Genomic DNA, 17,072 nt, shown 5'->3' on the forward strand with positions numbered 1-17,072 from the left:
CGGCGCCCCATGTTCCCGTCCGCGCCTCCGCCCGCGATCACGCCGCCGGCCGCCGCTGCAGTCCCCCCTTTCCCGGCGCGCCCGGCCGCACGCAGGCCCGCGCTCTCCGTCGTGGTGCCCTGCTACAACGAGGAGGCGACGCTGCCGCTCCTGCACGCGCGGGTCAGCGCCGCGGCGCGTGCGGCCGTGGGCGACGATCATGAGATCGTGCTGGTCAACGACGGCTCGCGCGACGCAAGCTGGGCGGCGATGCGGCGGCTCGCCGCGGCCGACCCGCGCGTCGTGGCGATCAACCTGTCGCGCAACCACGGCCACCAGCTCGCACTCACCGCCGGGCTCGACCTGTGCGCGGGTGAGCAGATCCTGATCATCGACGCCGACCTGCAGGACCCGCCCGAGCTGCTCGCTGACATGCGCACCGTGATGGCGCGCGAGGGCGCCGACGTGGTCTACGCGGTGCGGCGCACCCGCGAGGGCGAAACCTTCTTCAAGAGGGCGACCGCGGCCGCCTTCTACCGCGTGCTCGATCGAGTGACGGACACGCCGATCCCGCTCGACACCGGTGACTTCCGGCTGATGTCGCGCCGCGCGCTCGACGCGCTGCTGTCCCTGCCCGAGCAGGCGCGCTTCATCCGGGGCATGGTCGCCTGGGTCGGCTTCCGCCAGGTGCCCTTCGCCTACGACCGCGCCGAGCGTCATGCCGGTGAGACCAACTATCCGCTCGCCAAGATGATGCGGCTGGCGCTGGACGCCGTGACGGGCTTCTCCACCGCGCCGCTGCGCTGGGCGAGCCATCTGTCGGTCATGCTGGCGGGCTGCTCGCTGCTGCTGCTGGTCTATATCGCCTACGGCTATTTCAGCGGGGAGCGCGTGCAGGGCTGGACCTCCACCATGCTGGTGGTGGTGGTGTTGTCGGCGATCCAGATGTTCGTGCTCGGCATGATCGGCGAGTATCTCGGCCGGCTCTACATCGAGGCGAAGCGGCGCCCGCTATATCTCATCGCCGACGTCGCGGGCGCCCCGGGCAGCCACGCGACCCTGGGATTCCAGGCGGCGATGCCGGGGGAGCGGGTGGAGGGATAGACGCAGAGCACCCGGCTCGCGGCAGCCTGCGGAACGATCGCCGGCCGCCAAAGATCGGTCGTCCCGGCCGTGAGCTGGGATTCGTTGTGCCGCGCACGCCTCGCGCGTTGCTCTCGCGAAGGATCGGATTGCGGCCCGAGGACGGCACGACGGCGCTGACCATATAGGCCGCGCGCGATGGCAGGCGTCTTAAGCCGCCTCCGCGTCCAGCCCGTAGGCGGTGTGGAGCACGCGCACCGCGAGCTCGGTCTCGTCCTCGTGGATCAGCACCGATACCTTGATCTCGCTGGTCGAGATCGCCTGGATGTTGATCCCGCGCGCGCCGAGCGTGGTGAACATCGTGCTCGCCACGCCGGCGTGGCTGCGCATGCCCACGCCTACGACGCTGATCTTGGCCACGCGCGTGTCGTGGATCAGCTCGCCGAAGCCGATCGTCTCGCGCGCCTGATTGAGCGCCTCGATCGAGCGCGCCAAGTCGGCGGCGGGGACGGTGAAGGTCACGTCGGTGGCACTGGTGCTGCTCGTGCCGTCGCTCGCGCTCTGGTGCGCGATGTTCTGGATGATCATGTCGACGTTGATGTTCGCCGCCGCCAGCGGCTCGAAGATGCTCGCCACGGTGCCGGGCTGGTCGGGCACGCGCGTCAGCGTGATCTTGGCCTCGTTCTTGTCATGCGCGATGCCCGTGATGAGCTGGCGTTCCACGTCGTCGATCTCCTCTTCGCCCACGATCATCGTGCCGGGCAACGTGTCCGCCATCGGCGCTCCATCCCCGTCAGCGCCGCCGGTGAACGACGACAGTACCTGAACGCGGACCTTCTCCTTCATCGCCAGCCCGACCGAGCGGGTCTGGAGCACCTTCGCGCCGACCGAGGCGAGCTCGAGCATCTCCTCGTAGGTCACCTTGGCGAGCTTGCGCGCGCGCGGCACGATCCGTGGATCGGTGGTGTAGACGCCGTCGACGTCGGTGTAGATGTCGCAGCGGTCGGCGCGGATCGCCGCCGCGACGGCGACCGCCGAGGTGTCGGAGCCGCCGCGCCCCAGCGTGGTGATGCGCGCGTCCGGCGCGACGCCCTGGAAGCCCGGGATCACCGCGACGGCGCCGGCGGCGAAGCTCTCTTCCAGCGCGTCGGTGTCGATCGTGTCGATGCGTGCCTTGGCGAAGGCGGTGTCGGTGCGGATCGGGAGCTGCCAGCCGAGCAGTGAGCGCGCCGGCACGTCGATCGCCTGTAGCGCGATCGCGAGGAGGCCGCTTGTGATCTGCTCGCCCGCGGAGACGACGACGTCATATTCGCGCGGATCGTACAGCGGCGAGGCCTCGCGGCAGAAGCCGACCAGACGATCGGTCTCGCCCGCCATCGCCGAGACGACCACCGCCACCTGGTTGCCGGCCGCCACCTCGCGCTTCACTCGCGCCGCGACCGAGCGGATGCGCTCGATCCCGGCCATCGAGGTGCCGCCGAACTTCATGACGATCCGCGCCAATGCCCGATCCAAACGCTTGGGAGAAGAGGGGCGTCCTGATAGGAAGGGCGCATGACCGACGCAAGCGTAACAACCGCAACCACTTCGCCGCTGCATGCCTCGGTGGTGGCGAAGGAAGCGACCCATTTCGGCCGCCTTGCGCATGACTGGTGGGATCCGGCGGGCACGTCGGCGATGCTCCACCGTCTGAACCCGGTGCGGCTGCGTTACCTGCGCGCCGCGGTGGACCGTCACTGGGACCTCGACGATCGCACCTTCACGCCGCTCGCCGGGAAGCGCGCGCTCGACATGGGCTGCGGCGCCGGGCTGCTCGCCGAGCCGCTGGCGCGACTTGGGGCGGCGGTGACGGGCGTCGACGCCGCCGCGGAGAGCATCGCGGTGGCGCGCGACCATGCCGCCCGGCGCGGGCTCCCGATCGATTATCGTGCCGGCGGGGTGGAAGCAGTGGCGGGCGAGACGTTCGACCTGGTCGCCTCGCTCGAGGTGGTCGAGCATGTCGCGGACGCGCGCGCGTTCGTGGCGGCGCTGGCGGAGGCGGTGGCGCCGGGCGGGCTGCTGGTGATGAGCACGCCCAACCGCACCTGGCTGTCGCGCGCCGCGCTGGTCGAGGCGGCCGAGGTCCTGGGGCAGATCCCGCGCGGTACGCACGATTGGGACAAGTTCCTGACGCCGGATGAACTCGGCGCGATGATCACGGAGGCGGGGCTGAGGGTCACCGATGTCACCGGGCTGACGCTGGGGACGAAGGGCTTCGCGCTCGGGAGCTCGACGGCGCTGGATTATTTCGTGACGGCGGTGCGGTAAGCGGGGCCTCCGATCGTTCGCGATCCGGCCGCAACCTCCGGATCCGTCCTCGGCGCCTCGGCGTCGGCGTGCGCCCGACCCGCAATCCCCCGCGGTGCTGGGGAGCGGAGGCGAGACGCGTACTCTATCGATAGGGCAGCGGAGCGTGGTGGAGCGGCCCCACCCGCCTGTCCGCTCGTGCGCGGCGCGCGCCGGCGTCAGACCGCCGTGCCGCCGCCGCCCCGGCGCGGTGAGGGGCTTATCTCGCCCTCCCACGTCTTCTCACGCAGATTGAGGTGACCGAGCTTGCGCCGCGCCAGCCGCGGCCCGAGGAAACGGTAGAAGTACCAGTCCTTCGCCGCCGCCGGCGTGAAATGGTACAGGAGCCGCTCCGCCAGCGTCCAGCGCACGCGACGGCGGTCGCCGCGACGGTCGGACGGCACGCACCACAGGTCATAAGGGTAGACCACGCGCCCCTGCTGCACCACTCGCTGCATCACTTCATGGTCCATCAGCACGTACGGCCAGTGGCGCTCGGCATAGCCGCCGGCCGTCACCAGCGCGGCGGTGCGGAAAGTCTGGCCGAAGCCGCCGGTGTGGGTCTGCTTCGGCCATAAGCGGCTCACCAGCTGGTTGTGCCGCCGCTTGCGGTGCGCCTTCACCGGGTCGGACGGCACGTCGGTGGCCATCGCGGCGACCACCCGCGGGTCGGCGTCCAGCGCGACCTGAGCCGTCGCGAGATAATGCGGCGGGTAGACGGTGTCCGCATCGCCGAAGGCGACGAACTCGGTCGTGATCGCCGGCATCGCGCGCTCCAGCGCGACGATCTTGCCCGGGCGCGGCTCGCTGAGATGGACGAGCTCGATCCCCTCGCTCGCGAACGCGCGCGCGATCGTCGGCGAGGCGTCGGTCGAGCCGTTGTCGACCAGCACCAGCCGGAACGGTCGCAGTATCTGCGCGGCGAGGCTGGCGAGCGTCGCGGCGAGATACGCTTCCTCATTGTAATAGGCGATGACGAAGGTCCAGCGCATCACCGCGCCTCGGCCAGCCGCAGCAAGGTGCGGCACGCCGGCGCGCTCGAGCGCGGCCCGTGCGTCGCCAGCACATGCGCGCGCGCCGCCGCGCCCATCTCCGCCATCCGCCGCTCGTCGCGCAGCAGCGCCGCCACCAGCGGGCGGTAGTCGCGCTCGGTCACCCGCAGCCCGCACTCGTCGGGCAGCACGTCGGCGCCGATCCGGTCGGCGAAGGCGACCACCGGGCGCGCACACGCCATCGCCTCGGGGATCGCGCGTGGGAAATAGTCGCGTCGCCCGGCGTGGAAGAACAGCCCGGTCTGCGCCAGCAGGTCGGGCACGCGCGCGTGCGGCACGTGGCCGAGCCAGTCGATCGCGGGATAGCGCCGCTTCATCACCACCTCCTGCGGTCCCCCGCCCGCGACCGCGACACGGTGCTGGCGCGACAGCGCCCCCACCTCGGCGAAGCTCTTCCACCGCGTCACCCGGCTGACCGAGAACAGGTCCCAGGCGCGCTCGGCCGCCTGGGGCCGGAACAGCTCGGTGTCGATCGTCTTGGGCAATCGCTCCATCCGCTCGCGCGGAATCGCGCGGCGCAGCCAGCCGCCCGCCGTCAGCGCCTCCTCCTGCACCGCGCTCTCGGTCAGCAGCAGGCTGGCGTGCGGCACCAGCCGGCTCCAATAATCGCCGCCGATGATCAGCGCGAAGCGCCGCCGGTCGGGGCGAAGGCAACGGTCATAGAGGCGATAGCCCGCGCCGCCGTTGGTGCCGATCAGCACGAACAGGTCGGCCGCATCGGCGCGCGCCGCCGCCACCATCGCGTCGCTATAGTGATCGCGCGACTTCGCCCCGCCGCCGCTGCGCGCGAACAGCCGGATCGTGTAGGGCAGCCCGATCGGCGCCGCCGGGCGATGCTCGGCGGCCGCCTCGGCGACGCCCCACAACTCGACATCCACCCCCATCGCGGCTAACAGCGCGGGCATCCGACGGTCGCGATTGTCCCATCGCAGCCACTCCGCCGGATCGGCGACGCCGTGGTAGGTCGGATAGGTGAGGACGAAGATGATGCGTGTCATGGGCCCGGGTCGCATGCCCGTACCAGCGCCGACGCGCGCTGCCTAGGTTGAGGCCCGTGAACGATTTTCCCGCCCCTGCCCGCGCCGACCGGCCGTTCGACGACGCCGGGCCGCGCGTCTCCTGCCTGATGGTCACCGCCGACCGCCGCCGCCTCTCCGAGCGCTCGGTCGACTGCTTCCTGGCGCAGACCTATTCCAACCGCGAGCTCGTGATCGTCGACGACGGCAGCGAGGATTACGCGCCGATCCTCGCGCGCGTGCCGGCCGACCGCCTGATCCACCATCGCCTGCCCAAGAACCCGACGACGACGCTCGGCGAGCTGCGCAACCTCTCGCTCGATCTCGCGCGCGGCGCGCTGATGGCGCATTGGGACGACGACGATTGGTTCGCGCCGCAGCGGCTGGCGCGCTCGGTCGAGACGCTCGGCGACAAGGCCGCGGTCTGGGCCGAGGCGACGCTGATGCACCTCGACGATCCCGCCTGGCTCGATCGGCCCTATCTCAGCTGGTTCAAGGGCGGTGCCCCGAGCACGATCGTCCACCGCCGCCGCGACGACATCCGCTACCCCAAGGAGCGGAAGGGCGAGGACAGCACCTTCCGCGACGCGTGGCTGCGGCTCGGCACCGCGCTGATCCCGCGCGCCGAGGCACATCTGCTGATCCGCTGCTTCCACGGCAGCAACACCTGGGACCGCGGGCATTTCGAGCGCCGACTGGCGCTCCGCCCGGCGCAGATCGTCGAGTGGAAGCTGCGCCAGTGGACCGGCACCACCGCGGGCTATTCCGCCTTCCGGCTGACTCCCGAGCAGCGCGCCGCGTTCGACTCCTATGTCGCGCAGTCGCGCGCGCTGGGGCTGTTTTGAGCGAGGCGGACGCGCCGCCCGCGACCGGGTGGCGAGCGTGGGGCGAGAAACCCTGGGTGCGCCGCCTCGGCTGGGCGGCGCGGATGCTGTTCTTCGCCGGCATGGTCACCTGGATGGTGCTCAAGGTGAACGCGATCGGCTGGAGCCAGGTCGCCCGCTCGCTGCCGACGAACCCGCTCTTCTACCTGCTGTTCGTCGTCACCTTCCTGGTGCTGCCGGCCTCCGAGATCGCGGTGTTCCGCACGATCTTCGCGCGCCCGCTGCCGGGCGCCTTCCCGGTGCTGGTGCGCAAGCGCATCCTCAACAGCGCGCTGGTCGGCTATTCCGGCGAGCTCTACCTCTTCGTCTGGCTGCGGCGCGTCATCGGGCTGCGCAGCAAGACGATCGCGATCGGGCTCAAGGACAACGCGATCCTCTCGGCGGTGTCGTCGGGGCTGGTGACGCTGCTGCTGCTGCTCGGCTTCGCTGCGGCGGGGAACGGGCGGCGAATCGCGGCGTGGCTCGATCCCGGCCCGGCGCTGCTGATCGCCGGCGGCGTCGGCGCGGTGTTCCTGGTGCCGCTGCTGTTCCGGCTGCGGCGCCAGCTGATCGCGATGCCGCTGCCGCTCGCGGCACGCGTGCTCGCCATCCACGTGGCGCGGATCGCGGGCGTGGTGCTGCTCCAGGCGACGCAATGGGCCGTCGTGCTGCCGCAGGAGCCGTGGAGCGTGTGGCTGGTGTTCCTCACCGCGCAGATGGTGATCTCGCGGCTGCCGATCGTGCCCAACCGCGACCTGCTGTTCCTCAGCGCCGCGCTGGAGATGAGCGGCACGATCAACGGACCGCGGGAGGCGATGGCGGGGCTGCTGCTCGCCGGCGGCGCGCTGACGCAGGGGAGCAATCTGGTCTTCTACCTGCTCACCGCGCTGTGGAAGCAGCCCGAGGTGGAGAGCCGCGAGGCGCTGGCGGCGGAGGAAGAGGCGGAGCGTGCGGTCTAACTCGCCGAGCGCGCTGTCTCACCGCACCACCGCCGCCACGTCCGCCGGCGTCCACCCGCCCCCCATCGCCTGATACAGCGCGACATAGCTCGTCAGCCGGTCGGCACGCGCCTGCACCAGCGACAGCTCGGCGGTGAGCAGGGTGCGCTGGGCGTCGAGCTGCTCGAGATACGCCGAGTATCCCGCGCGATAGCGGTTGGTTGCGTTCTCCAGCGCGCCGCGCGACGCCGCCGCCTGCGCCGCCAGCGCGTCGGCCTGCTCTCCCGTGCGGCGTACCCCGACCAGCGCGTCGTCCACCTCGCGGAACGCCACCAAGGCGGCGCGGCGATAGGCATAGGCGGCCTGGTCACGCCGCGCGGTGGCGACTCGCTCCTGCGCGCGCAGCCGCCCGCCGTCGAAGATCGGCCCCAGCACGCTCGCGCCAAGCGAGAAGATCACCTCCGGCTGCGCCAGCGCGGTGGAGAGGACGAGGTTGCCCGCCCCGGTCAGCGACAGGTTGGGCAGCATCGCGGCGCGCTGGCTGTCGAGCGTGCGGTCCGCCGCCACCAGCGTCTGCTCGGCCTGGTAGAGATCGGGACGGCGCCGCAGCAGCTGCGCGGGCAGCCCGCCCGGCAGCGGCGGGGTCGCTAGCCGGTCGAGCGCCAGCCCGCGCGCCACCGCGCGCGGCGAGTCGCCGGTCAGCAGCGCCAGCGCGTTCTCCTGCCGCGCGATCGCCAGCTCGGCGGCGGGGACGAGCTGCTGCGTGGCGGCATATTCCGCCTGCGCCTGGCGGTACTCGAGCCGCGAGGCATAGCCGGTCTCGTAGCGCCGCCGCGCGATCCGCAGCGCCTCGGCGCGGGCCGCCAGCGTGGCGCGCGCGATCGCCAGCCGCTGGTCGAGCGCGCGCAGCGTGACATAGCCCGAGGCGGCGGTGGCGGCGGTGGCGAGCCGCACCGTGTCGCGCGCCGCGGCGGTGGCGAGCAGCTGCGCGCGCGCGGCGCGGCTGGCCTGGCGCAGCCGCCCGAACAGGTCGAGGTCGTAGCTGAGCTGCACGCCGGGCTGCACCGCGGCCGAGCGCGCGGTGGTGCCGAGCGCGCTGATCGACTGCCCCTGCGTCTCGGGCACGGTGCCGCCGAGCTGGGGCAGCAGCTGCGCACGCGCGAGCGCCTCGGCGGCGCGCGCTTCCTCGACGCGCGCGGCGGCGGCGAGCACGTCGAGGTTGTTCGCCAACGCGCGCTCGACCAAAGCGGTGAGCACCGGGTCGCCGAAACCCTGCCACCACAGCGCGTTCACCGGCGACGCGTCGGGCGCGGTGAGCGCGCTGCGCCACGCCGGCGGCGGCGTCACGGTGGCGTCGGGCGGCGCCGCGCGCCGCGGGCCGGGCAGCGCGCAGCCGGCGACGAGGAGCGGGAGCAGGAGCGCGTGGGCGAGGCGACGGGGGGAGCGCCGATCGGCGGCTTGCCCCGCTGCGACCGTCCTCCCGGGCTCGGCCACGGATCCGTCGCCCCGCGTGCAGGACGGCTGTGGTGCCCGCGGCACCATGGCCCCTGCCTCGAGCCAGGGATGACGGGAGGAGAAGAACGGCGACGACGCAGGGCCACGCTCGGCCGAGCCGGCTGAGTCCCGCCCGTCATCGGAGACGTGTGGCGGGGTGCACTCGTCCGCGCACCCGCCGGCCGATGATGGCGCGGCACAGAGGAACCCGGACCGAGTCCGGGATGGCGGCAGCGCGGGCGAGGGTAAGGCCACGCCACACGCGCCATGCCCGCCTCGCTGAGCGCGCCACCGCCTCATCGCGGCGCCGGCGTGCCGGCGGTGTCGACCCGCGCCTGCACCGACATGCCCGGGCGCAGCCGCGCCGCCAGCGCCTGTCCCGGATCGATCCGGATCCGCACCGCAATCCGCTGCGGCACCTTGGTGAAATTGCCGGTGGCATTGTCCGACTTGAGCACCGCGAATTCGCTCCCCGCCGCGGGCGAGATGCGCTCCACCCGGCCCGAGAGCCGCGCGTTGGCGAGCGCGTCGACGGTGAAGCTGGCGCGCTGCCCCACCGCGATCCGCGCGGTCTGCGCCTCCTTGTAGTTCGCGATCACCCAGGTCTCCGCGGGCACGAGGAACATCAGCTGCGAGCCCGCGGTGACATATTGGCCGACGCGCACCCCCACCTCGCTCAGCCGCCCCGCCTCGGGCGCGCGGATCACGGTATTGGCAAGGTCGATCCGTGCCAGCCGCAGCGCCGCCTGCGCCCCCGACACGCCGGCCTCCTGCCCGCCGCGCCCGACCGCGACGGTGCGGATGTCCTGCCGCGCGATCTCGCGCGCGGCCTGCGCCTGCTGGAGCTGCGCCTGCGCCTGCCGCAGCGTGGCGAGCGTCTGGTCGCGCTCGCGCAGGGAGACCGAGCCGTCGGTGACGAGGTCGTTGACCCGGTTCATGTCAGCCTGCGCGCGGAGCAGTTGCGCGCGCGCGTTGGCCAGAGCCGCCTCCTGCCCGCCGAAGCTCGCCTCGCGGCTCGCCGCGGCCTGGACGCTGTTCGCAAGCGTCGCCCGCGCGTTCTCGACCTGCGCCTCGGCCTGCTCGACGCGCTGGCGGTAGATGCGCTGGTCGACCACCACCAGGGGCTGGCCAGCGCGGACATTCTCGAAATCGCGCACCAGCACCTGCGTGACATAGCCCGACACCTGCGGCGCGATCACGGTGGTGCGGCCGCGGACATAGGCGTTGTCGGTCGACTCATAGTCGCTGGTGAACGGCCACATCCGCCACGCCGCGAGCACCGCCAGCACGCCCGCGACCGCGAGCAGGGTGATCAGCAGCGTCGCGGTGCGTGACAGGCGCGGCGGGCGCCAGCCCGAGCCCACCGGTACCGCGGGGCTGGCGGCGGCGCGCTCCTCGGCGGCGCGTTCCTCGGTCACGGGTCCGGCGGCGACGGGCGATCGGGTGTCGGTCATGCGATACTCTGGCGACGCGCGCGCCACTCGCGGCGCAGCAGGAGGAACAACAGGTAGAGGAAGGTGAGCGCGGCGAGCACCGCGATCAGGCGGAACAGGTCGTCATAGGCGAGCACGTTCGCCTCGCGCGTCGCCGCCTGCGCCAGCAGCGCGCCGCCCTCGGCCGAGCGCAGTCCCGTGTCGCCGACCACGCGCGCCACCCCGCTCGCCCCCGCGCTGAGCCGCGCCTGCACCTGCGGGTCGGTCGGGTCGATCGCCTGCACCAGCGCGGCGCTGTTCGCTTTCTCGCGGACGATCTGATAGGTGCCGAGGATCGCCGATCCGGCCAGGCTGCCGATCGAGTTGAGCACGCCGAACAGCGCGATGAAGCTGATCACGTGCCCGGTCCCCTGTTGCAGCGCGCGAGTCATGCCGAACAGCAGCGACGGCCCCAGGAAGAACGCGCCCGCGAAGGCGATGGTCGCCTGGGTGAGATACAGTTGCGGCGCGCGCGTCAGGCTGGTCGCCGACGAATCGACCCAGGCCGCCACCGCCACCAGCCCGATCGCGAGCATCACCGGATGCGCCAGCTTCTCGACGTTCAGCGTCACCGCGCTGACGATGAACCCCGCCAGGGTGGCGAGGAAGATGATCGTGAAGAAGGGCCCTAGCTGGTCGTTGTTCTGCCCCAGCACGGTGAGCAGCCCGACCGCGCCGTACGTCTGCTCGGACAGCACGATCCGCGCCATCAGCGTCACCACCGCGAAGCGCAGGATGTCCGCGCTGCCGAGCCAGCGCGTGTTGATCAGCGGGTTGGCGCGGTGGTGCTCGATCACCAGCGCGGCGGCGAGCATCGGGATGGCGGCGAGCAGCGCCCAGCCGATCCAGCGCGCCTCGGTCCACCACACGTAGCGGCCCAGCCCGAGCACCGCGGCGAACAGCGCCATCGCCCCGGCGTAGAGCGCGAAGGTGACGAAATCGAGCTTCTCGAAGGCGGGCTGGCGCGTCGTCGGCGGCAGGCGGAAGACGGTCACCGCGGCGAGGCTCAGCGCGGCCAGCCCGAGCTCGAACAGGTACAGCGTGCGCCACTGGCTCATCGCCAGCAGCTCGGGCGAGAACAGGCGGGCCAGCGGTGTCGCGCACTGCGGCGCACCGATGCCGAGCACGATCGCGCGCAGCCGCCATTTCGCCGGCACGGCCTGCATGAAATAATAGAGCGCGAAGGTGGAGAGCGGCGCCGCCGCCAGCCCGCTCGCGGCGCGCACCGCGATCGCCGAGGCGAAGCCGTGGACGAACAGGTGCGCGAAGGTCACCGCGACATAGATGCCGATGAATAGCATCGCGAACGGGCGCAGGCCGAACTGCTGGCGGAACTTGATCAGCAGCAGGTTGATGCTGACGTTGGTCATCACATAGACCGTCGGCAGCCAGGCGATCTCGGACGGGTCGAGCCCCAGCGCGCCCGCCAGCGTCGTCGTGTTGGCCGCCACCAGCGCGTTGCCGAACCCGCCGGTGAGCCCCACCAGGGTGCCGACCAGCGCGTAGGTGAGGCGGCGGCGCAGCGGGTGCTCGGGCGAGCCGGGCGAGCCGGGCATCGCCGGGCGCTCGTGCGGGGCGAACTCCCAGCGTTCCTCGCTCACGAAGTCGCGCAGCCGCGTCAGCACCGCCATGGCGTCGTCCCGTGCACCCCCTTCGCGGCCTGTCACCGACCGATGACGGGTAGGACGCACCGGCGGGCGGCAAGTTCATCCGGGCCAGCGACTCCAGCGATCTCTGCCTCACCGGGTCCTAATGGCTCGATGAGCGCCGTCCCGGCCTCGAGCCGCGATCCAGGGTGCCGGTGCGCGACGGCGCGTGCGTGCGCGCTCGCGCGCATCCCGGGTCAGGGCCGGGATGACGCGGGAGCAGAACGGTGCTCACGTCCTCCCGCGGGACGAGCGTAGCCTCGGCTCGTCCCGACCGGCGCTCGCCTCACTCCACCCAGTCGAGCCCGATGTCGCGGTAGACGCCGCGGTCCTCGTCCCAGCCCGGCTTCACCTTGACGTGGAGGTAGAGGTGGACGGGCCGGTCGAGCAGCACCGCCAGCTCGGCCCGGGCGCGCGCGCCGATCTCGCGGATGCGCGTCCCGCCCTTGCCCAGCACGATCGCGCGCTGCGTCACGCGCTCGACCAGGATCTGCTGGTGGATCTCGGCCGAGCCGTCCTCGCGCTCGCTGAACTTCTCGGTCTCGACCACGCTGGCATAGGGCAGCTCGGCGTGGAGCTGGAGATAGAGCTGCTCGCGCGTCACCTCCGCCGCCAGCGCGCGCTCGGACGCGTCGGACACCTGGTCCTCGGGATAATGCCACGGCCCCGCGGGCATCGCCCGCGCCAGCGCGCGCTTGAGCTGGGGCAGGCCGTCGCCCGTCTGCGCCGAGACGAAGAAGGTCTCGGCGAAGGGCAGGAGCGCGTTGAGCTTCTCCGCATGGATCAGCAGCTTGGGCTTGTCGGCGAGGTCCACCTTGTTGAGCACGAGGTAGATCGGCTCGCGCCGCTCCTTCAGTGCGTCGACGATCTCGGTGACCTTGGGACCGAGCCCGCCCTTGCCGTCGACCACCAAGGCGATCACGTCGGCGCCCTCCGCGCCGCCCCAGGCCGCCGCGACCATCGCGCGATCGAGCCGGCGGCGCGGCTCGAAGATGCCCGGCGTGTCGACCAGCAGCAGCTGCGTCTCGCCCTCGAGCGCCACGCCCATCAGCCGCGCGCGCGTGGTCTGCGCCTTGGGGCTGACGATCGCCACCTTCTGCCCGACCAGGGCATTGACCAGCGTCGACTTTCCCGCATTCGGCGCGCCGACCACCGCGACCAGCCCGCAGCGCGTCGCGGGCGAATGTTGCGAATGTTGAGTCACCGGCGCGTTTCCGTCCACGCCGCTCACTCGCCCGCGAACGCGTTCTTGAGCCGCGAGAAGAAGCCCTGGCTCTGCGGGCATTCGTCGCCCGTCTCGGTCTCGCGGAACTCCTCCAGCAGCGCGCGCTGACGCGTGCTGAGCTTGGTCGGCGTCTCCACCTCGACCTGGATCACCAGGTCGCCGGTGCCGCGGCCCTGCAGCACGGGCATGCCCGCGCCGCGTTGGCGCAGCTGCTTGCCCGATTGGATGCCCGCGGGGATCTTGACCTCGTGGCGCTTGCCGTCGAGCCCGGGGATCGACATCGTCCCGCCCAGCGCCGCGGTGGTGAAGCTGATCGGCGCGCGCGCGAACAAGGTGGTGCCCTCGCGCTCGAATATCGCGTGACGCCTCACGTGGAGGAAGATGTAGAGATCACCCGGCGGCGCGCCGCGCGCGCCCGCCTCGCCCTCGCCGGTGAGCCGCACCCGCGTGCCCTCGTCGACGCCCGGCGGCACGTTGACCGCGAGCGTCTTGGTCTTCTCGACGCGGCCCTCGCCGCGGCAGTCGCCGCACGGGTCGGTGATCACCTCGCCCGAGCCGTGGCACAGCGGGCACGCCCGCTCGACCACGAAGAAGCCCTGCTGCGCGCGCACCTTGCCGTGCCCGTGGCAGTGCTGGCAGGTGTGAGCATGGGTGCCCGGCTTGGAGCCGGTGCCGTTGCAGGAGTCGCACGCGGCGGAGATGTCGACGGTGATCTCCGTCTCCTTGCCGTGATACGCCTCCTCCAGCGTGATCTCCATGTCGTAGCGCAGGTCGGCGCCGCGGCGCACCTGCCGCCCGCCGCCGCGCTGGCCGCCCATGAACTCGCCGAACACGCTCTCGAAGATGTCGGAGAAGCCGGAGAAATCCTGCGCGCCGCCGCCGCCGCCGTTCTTGAAGGCGGCGTGGCCGAAGCGATCATAGGCCGCGCGCTTCTGCGGGTCCTTGAGGCAGTCATAGGCCTCGCTGACCGCCTTGAACTTGGCCTCACTGTCCTTGCACCCGGCGTTCTTGTCCGGATGGTATTTCATCGCGAGCTTGCGATAGGACGATTTGATCGTCGCCGCGTCCGCGGTTCGCTCGCACTCGAGCAGCTCGTAATAGTCGATCTCGGTCATGCAACGCCCCCGCGCCCGTCGCCGTCACCCCGGCCCATGCCGGGGTCCAGTGCCGCGCGCGGTCTCGTCTGCGGCGCTGGATACCGGCCTGCGCCGGTATGACGGGAGAGGTTCATGTCAGTTCACTCCGGCGCGGATCACGCCTTGTGGCTGTCGTCGACTTCCGAGAATTCGGCGTCGACCACGTCGTCCTTGGGCGCGTCGGCCTGCGCGGTCTCGCCCTGCGGCGCGGCCTCGCTCTGGGCCTGCTTCTCGTAGATCGCCTGGCCGAGCTTCATCGCGACCTGCGCGAGTGCCTGGCTCTTCTCGTTCATCTGCTCGGGATCGTTCGACTCGACCGCCTTCTTGGCGGCGTCGATCGCGCCCTGGATCTCACCGCGGAGCGACTCGTCGACCTTGTCGCCGTTGTCGGCGAGCTGGCGCTCGGTGGTGTGGATCAGCGACTCGGCGTTGTTCTTCGCCTCGGCCGCGGCACGGCGCTTCTTGTCCTCCTCGGCGAAGGACTCGGCGTCGCGCACCATCTGGTCGATGTCCGCGTCGGAGAGACCGCCCGAGGCCTGGATGCGGATCTGGGTCTCCTTGCCGGTGCCCTTGTCCTTGGCCGAGACGTTGACGATGCCGTTGGCGTCGATGTCGAACGTCACCTCGATCTGCGGCACGCCGCGCGGCGCCGGCGGGATGCCGACCAGGTCGAACTGGCCGAGCAGCTTGTTGTCCGCCGCCATCTCGCGCTCGCCCTGGAACACCCGGATCGTCACCGCCTGCTGATTGTCGTCGGCGGTGGAATAGACCTGGGTCTTCTTGGTCGGGATCGTGGTGTTGCGATCGATCATGCGCGTGAACACGCCGCCCAGCGTCTCGATGCCGAGCGACAACGGGGTGACGTCGAGCAGCAGCACGTCCTTGACGTCGCCCTGGAGCACGCCCGCCTGGATCGCCGCGCCCATCGCGACCACCTCGTCGGGGTTGACGCCGGTGTGCGGGTCCTTGCCGAAGAACTGCTTCACCACCTCGCGCACGCGCGGCATGCGAGTCATGCCGCCGACCAGCACCACCTCGCTGATGTCACTCGCGGAGACGCCCGCGTCGGCCAGCGCCTTCTTGCACGGGTCGAGCGTGCGCTTGATCAGGTCCTCGACCAGCCGCTCCAGGTCGGCGCGAGTGATCGTCTTAACCAGGTGCTTCGGGCCGTTCTGGTCGGCGGTGATGAAGGGCAGGTTGACCTCGGTCGACTGCGCCGACGACAGCTCGATCTTCGCCTTCTCGGCGGCCTCCTTGAGGCGCTGCAGCGCGAGCTTGTCCTTGGTGAGGTCGATGCCCTCGTCCTTCTGGAAGCCCTGCGCGAGATAGTCGACGATCTTGTTGTCGAAATCCTCGCCGCCGAGGAAGGTGTCGCCGTTGGTGGCCTTCACCTCGAACACGCCGTCGCCGATCTCGAGCACCGAGACGTCGAACGTGCCGCCGCCGAGGTCATAGACCGCGATCGTCTTGCCGTCCTGCTTGTCGAGACCGTAGGCCAGCGCCGCCGCGGTCGGCTCGTTGATGATGCGCAGCACCTCGAGGCCCGCGATCTGGCCGGCGTCCTTGGTCGCCTGGCGCTGCGCGTCGTTGAAGTACGCGGGAACGGTGATCACCGCCTGGGTGACAGTCTCGCCGAGGTAGGACTCGGCGGTCTCCTTCATCTTCTGCAGCGTGAAGGCGCTGATCTGCGACGGGCTATACTCCTTGCCGCCGGCGCTGACCCACGCGTCGCCATTCGCGCCGCGCACGATCTTGTACGGGACCAGCTCGGTGTCCTTCTTGGTGACGGGATCGTCGAAGCGGCGGCCGATCAGGCGCTTCACCGCGAAGATCGTGTTGTCGCCGTTGGTGACGGCCTGGCGCTTCGCCGGCTGGCCGATCAGACGCTCGCCGTCCTTGGCGAAGGCGACGATCGACGGCGTGGTGCGCGCGCCCTCCGCATTCTCGATGACCTTGGCCTTGCCGCCTTCCATCACGGCCACGCACGAGTTGGTGGTGCCGAGGTCGATCCCGATAACTTTTGCCATGAGTGCTTTGCCTAGCCCCTGCGTTGACGTGTATTGATGCGGCGGCGCCCCGTTACGGCAGCGCAACCGCGATGACGAAGCCGGATATAGGTGCGCGGTCGCGCCCCGCAAGATTGCGGCGGCGGTGTGGCGCGCGGGGGCGGGAACGATTGCCTGACTCGCGCGTGTCACGTAGGGAGACCCGATCATGCAGACCGCCCGCATCTACCAGCGCCCGAAGAACGCCATGCAGTCGGGCAAGGCCCGCACCGATCACTGGCAGCTCGAGTTCGAGCCCGGCGAACCCAAGAAGGCCGACGCGCTCACCGGCTGGGCGGGGAGCGGCGACACGCGCGACCAGATCAAGCTGGGCTTCCCGACCTGCGAGACAGCGGTGGCCTATGCCGAGCAGCAGGGGCTGCGCTACACCGTGATCCCGACCCCGACCAAGACGCTGAAGCTGCAGAGCTACGCGGATAATTTCCGGTAGGATCCGCGTGAGACTAGATCCCGGCCCGCTGCTCCCTCCTTCCCCCGCGAGCGGGAACTGTCTAGCGCCTGGTCTGACCCGGCCTCCTCGTCGCTGAGAGCAGTGGTCATAACAGCCGGCTTCCTCGCTCCCCGGCGCCATCCCCACCCCGTCTTCGTCATTCCCGCCCCCTCACCGTCATCCCCGCTCCCACTCCGTCATCCCCGCGGAGGCGGGGATCCAGACGCGCGGACTTCCCGATAGAAGCGCGACGTCAGCGTTTATGGATCCCCGCCTTCGCGGGGATGACGGAGAGAAGCTATGTCGCGGCTAGCCCTCGTCGGAGGTCGGAGGTCGGAGGTCGACCC

14 protein-coding genes are annotated in these 17,072 nt (G+C 71.2%); 5 read left to right on the top strand and 9 right to left on the bottom strand.

All coding sequences use genetic code 11. The features are described 5' to 3' along the window. The first annotated feature begins 36 nt into the window (after positions 1-36). On the top strand, positions 37-1,083 hold the full coding sequence (locus tag FHY05_RS12870; RefSeq protein WP_311732476.1) for a glycosyltransferase family 2 protein: 1,047 nt from the start codon (positions 37-39) through the stop codon (positions 1,081-1,083). Between the two features lie 189 nt (positions 1,084-1,272). Here FHY05_RS12870 and FHY05_RS12875 read toward each other — a convergent pair whose 3' ends face one another. Then, the gene (locus tag FHY05_RS12875; protein WP_183944819.1) at positions 1,273-2,565 is read right to left on the bottom strand and encodes an aspartate kinase; all 1,293 of its coding nucleotides are present in this window, start codon (positions 2,563-2,565) and stop codon (positions 1,273-1,275) included. A gap of 51 nt (positions 2,566-2,616) precedes the next feature. Here FHY05_RS12875 and ubiG point away from each other — a divergent pair, with 51 nt between their 5' ends. Then, positions 2,617-3,369, top strand: coding sequence for a bifunctional 2-polyprenyl-6-hydroxyphenol methylase/3-demethylubiquinol 3-O-methyltransferase UbiG (ubiG, locus tag FHY05_RS12880; RefSeq protein ID WP_183944821.1), 753 nt, complete (start codon positions 2,617-2,619; stop codon positions 3,367-3,369). A gap of 197 nt (positions 3,370-3,566) precedes the next feature. Here ubiG and FHY05_RS12885 read toward each other — a convergent pair whose 3' ends face one another. Both FHY05_RS12885 and FHY05_RS12890 read right to left on the bottom strand, forming a co-directional pair. Further along, positions 3,567-4,379 (bottom strand): glycosyltransferase, encoded by an 813-nt coding sequence (locus FHY05_RS12885; protein WP_183944822.1) that lies wholly within the window; start codon positions 4,377-4,379, stop codon positions 3,567-3,569. Beyond that, a complete protein-coding gene (locus FHY05_RS12890; protein ID WP_183944824.1) occupies positions 4,379-5,437 on the bottom strand; it encodes a glycosyltransferase in 1,059 nt (352 codons plus the stop codon). Before FHY05_RS12890 ends, FHY05_RS12885 begins: the two co-directional genes overlap by 1 nt. A 56-nt stretch (positions 5,438-5,493) precedes the next feature. On the opposite strand from FHY05_RS12890, the gene FHY05_RS12895 reads away from it, so the two are divergent. Both FHY05_RS12895 and FHY05_RS12900 read left to right on the top strand, forming a co-directional pair. Further along, positions 5,494-6,300, top strand: coding sequence for a glycosyltransferase family A protein (locus FHY05_RS12895; protein WP_183944826.1), 807 nt, complete (start codon positions 5,494-5,496; stop codon positions 6,298-6,300). Positions 6,301-6,356: 56 nt separating this feature from the next. Further along, positions 6,357-7,277 carry a hypothetical protein gene (locus FHY05_RS12900; protein ID WP_183944828.1) on the top strand — a complete coding sequence of 307 codons (921 nt, stop codon included), beginning with the start codon at positions 6,357-6,359 and terminating at the stop codon, positions 7,275-7,277. An 18-nt stretch (positions 7,278-7,295) separates the two neighbouring features. Here FHY05_RS12900 and FHY05_RS12905 read toward each other — a convergent pair whose 3' ends face one another. The 6 genes from FHY05_RS12905 to dnaK form a co-directional block, all read right to left on the bottom strand. Beyond that, positions 7,296-8,750 (bottom strand): efflux transporter outer membrane subunit, encoded by a 1,455-nt coding sequence (locus FHY05_RS12905; protein WP_409321753.1) that lies wholly within the window; start codon positions 8,748-8,750, stop codon positions 7,296-7,298. A 296-nt stretch (positions 8,751-9,046) separates the two neighbouring features. Continuing rightward, the gene (locus FHY05_RS12910; protein WP_183944831.1) at positions 9,047-10,204 is read right to left on the bottom strand and encodes an HlyD family secretion protein; all 1,158 of its coding nucleotides are present in this window, start codon (positions 10,202-10,204) and stop codon (positions 9,047-9,049) included. Continuing rightward, positions 10,201-11,853 carry an MFS transporter gene (locus FHY05_RS12915; RefSeq protein ID WP_183944833.1) on the bottom strand — a complete coding sequence of 551 codons (1,653 nt, stop codon included), beginning with the start codon at positions 11,851-11,853 and terminating at the stop codon, positions 10,201-10,203. The genes FHY05_RS12910 and FHY05_RS12915 overlap by 4 nt, the downstream gene beginning before the upstream one ends. Positions 11,854-12,154: 301 nt before the next feature. Next, a complete protein-coding gene (era, locus tag FHY05_RS12920; RefSeq protein ID WP_311732475.1) occupies positions 12,155-13,072 on the bottom strand; it encodes a GTPase Era in 918 nt (305 codons plus the stop codon). A gap of 23 nt (positions 13,073-13,095) precedes the next feature. Next, positions 13,096-14,208 (bottom strand): molecular chaperone DnaJ, encoded by a 1,113-nt coding sequence (gene dnaJ, locus FHY05_RS12925; RefSeq protein ID WP_183944837.1) that lies wholly within the window; start codon positions 14,206-14,208, stop codon positions 13,096-13,098. Positions 14,209-14,345: 137 nt separating this feature from the next. After that, a complete protein-coding gene (gene dnaK / locus FHY05_RS12930; protein ID WP_183944839.1) occupies positions 14,346-16,256 on the bottom strand; it encodes a molecular chaperone DnaK in 1,911 nt (636 codons plus the stop codon). A 187-nt stretch (positions 16,257-16,443) separates the two neighbouring features. Between dnaK and FHY05_RS12935 the strand changes: the two genes are divergently transcribed. After that, a complete protein-coding gene (locus FHY05_RS12935; protein WP_183944840.1) occupies positions 16,444-16,725 on the top strand; it encodes an ETC complex I subunit in 282 nt (93 codons plus the stop codon). The last annotated feature ends 347 nt before the right edge of the window (positions 16,726-17,072 follow it).

It is taken from the genome of Sphingomonas sp. BK580 (genome assembly GCF_014194975.1).
Taxonomy (GTDB): Bacteria; Pseudomonadota; Alphaproteobacteria; order Sphingomonadales; family Sphingomonadaceae; genus Sphingomonas.

Bases quoted from the DNA above. Each gene is read 5' to 3' on its own strand.
- dnaK (WP_183944839.1), bottom strand. From the start codon at position 16,256: ATGGCAAAAGTTATCGGGATCGACCTCGGCACCACCAACTCGTGCGTG.
- ubiG (WP_183944821.1), top strand. From the start codon at position 2,617: ATGACCGACGCAAGCGTAACAACCGCAACCACTTCGCCGCTGCATGCC.
- FHY05_RS12935 (WP_183944840.1), top strand. From the start codon at position 16,444: ATGCAGACCGCCCGCATCTACCAGCGCCCGAAGAACGCCATGCAGTCG.
- FHY05_RS12915 (WP_183944833.1), bottom strand. From the start codon at position 11,853: ATGGCGGTGCTGACGCGGCTGCGCGACTTCGTGAGCGAGGAACGCTGG.
- dnaJ (WP_183944837.1), bottom strand. From the start codon at position 14,208: ATGACCGAGATCGACTATTACGAGCTGCTCGAGTGCGAGCGAACCGCG.
- FHY05_RS12910 (WP_183944831.1), bottom strand. From the start codon at position 10,204: ATGACCGACACCCGATCGCCCGTCGCCGCCGGACCCGTGACCGAGGAA.
- FHY05_RS12885 (WP_183944822.1), bottom strand. From the start codon at position 4,379: ATGCGCTGGACCTTCGTCATCGCCTATTACAATGAGGAAGCGTATCTC.
- FHY05_RS12890 (WP_183944824.1), bottom strand. From the start codon at position 5,437: ATGACACGCATCATCTTCGTCCTCACCTATCCGACCTACCACGGCGTC.